This window comes from Leptospira limi (genome assembly GCF_026151395.1).
GTDB lineage: Bacteria > Spirochaetota > Leptospiria > Leptospirales > Leptospiraceae > Leptospira_A > Leptospira_A limi.
On sequence record NZ_JAMQPV010000024.1, the window covers coordinates 1 to 210 of the forward strand.

Sequence of the window (210 nt, forward strand, 5' to 3'; positions counted from 1 at the left end):
ATTGTAATATGGTCAAGCCGATCGAGCGATTAGTATCACTTGGCTGAATCCATTACTGAACTTACACCTGTGACCTATCAACCAGGTCGTCTGCCTGGACTCTTCAGGGAGATCTTATCTTCAGGTGGGCTTCCCACTTATATGCTTTCAGCGGTTATCCCGACCGAACGTAGCTACTCTGCCATGCCACTGGTGTGACAACAGATGCAC

General features: G+C 48.6%; 1 rRNA gene. It reads right to left on the bottom strand.

The annotated features are described in order from the left end of the window. Positions 1-8: 8 nt before the first annotated feature. Positions 9-210: ribosomal RNA gene (locus tag ND812_RS18385) — 23S ribosomal RNA — on the bottom strand; the annotation flags it as partial.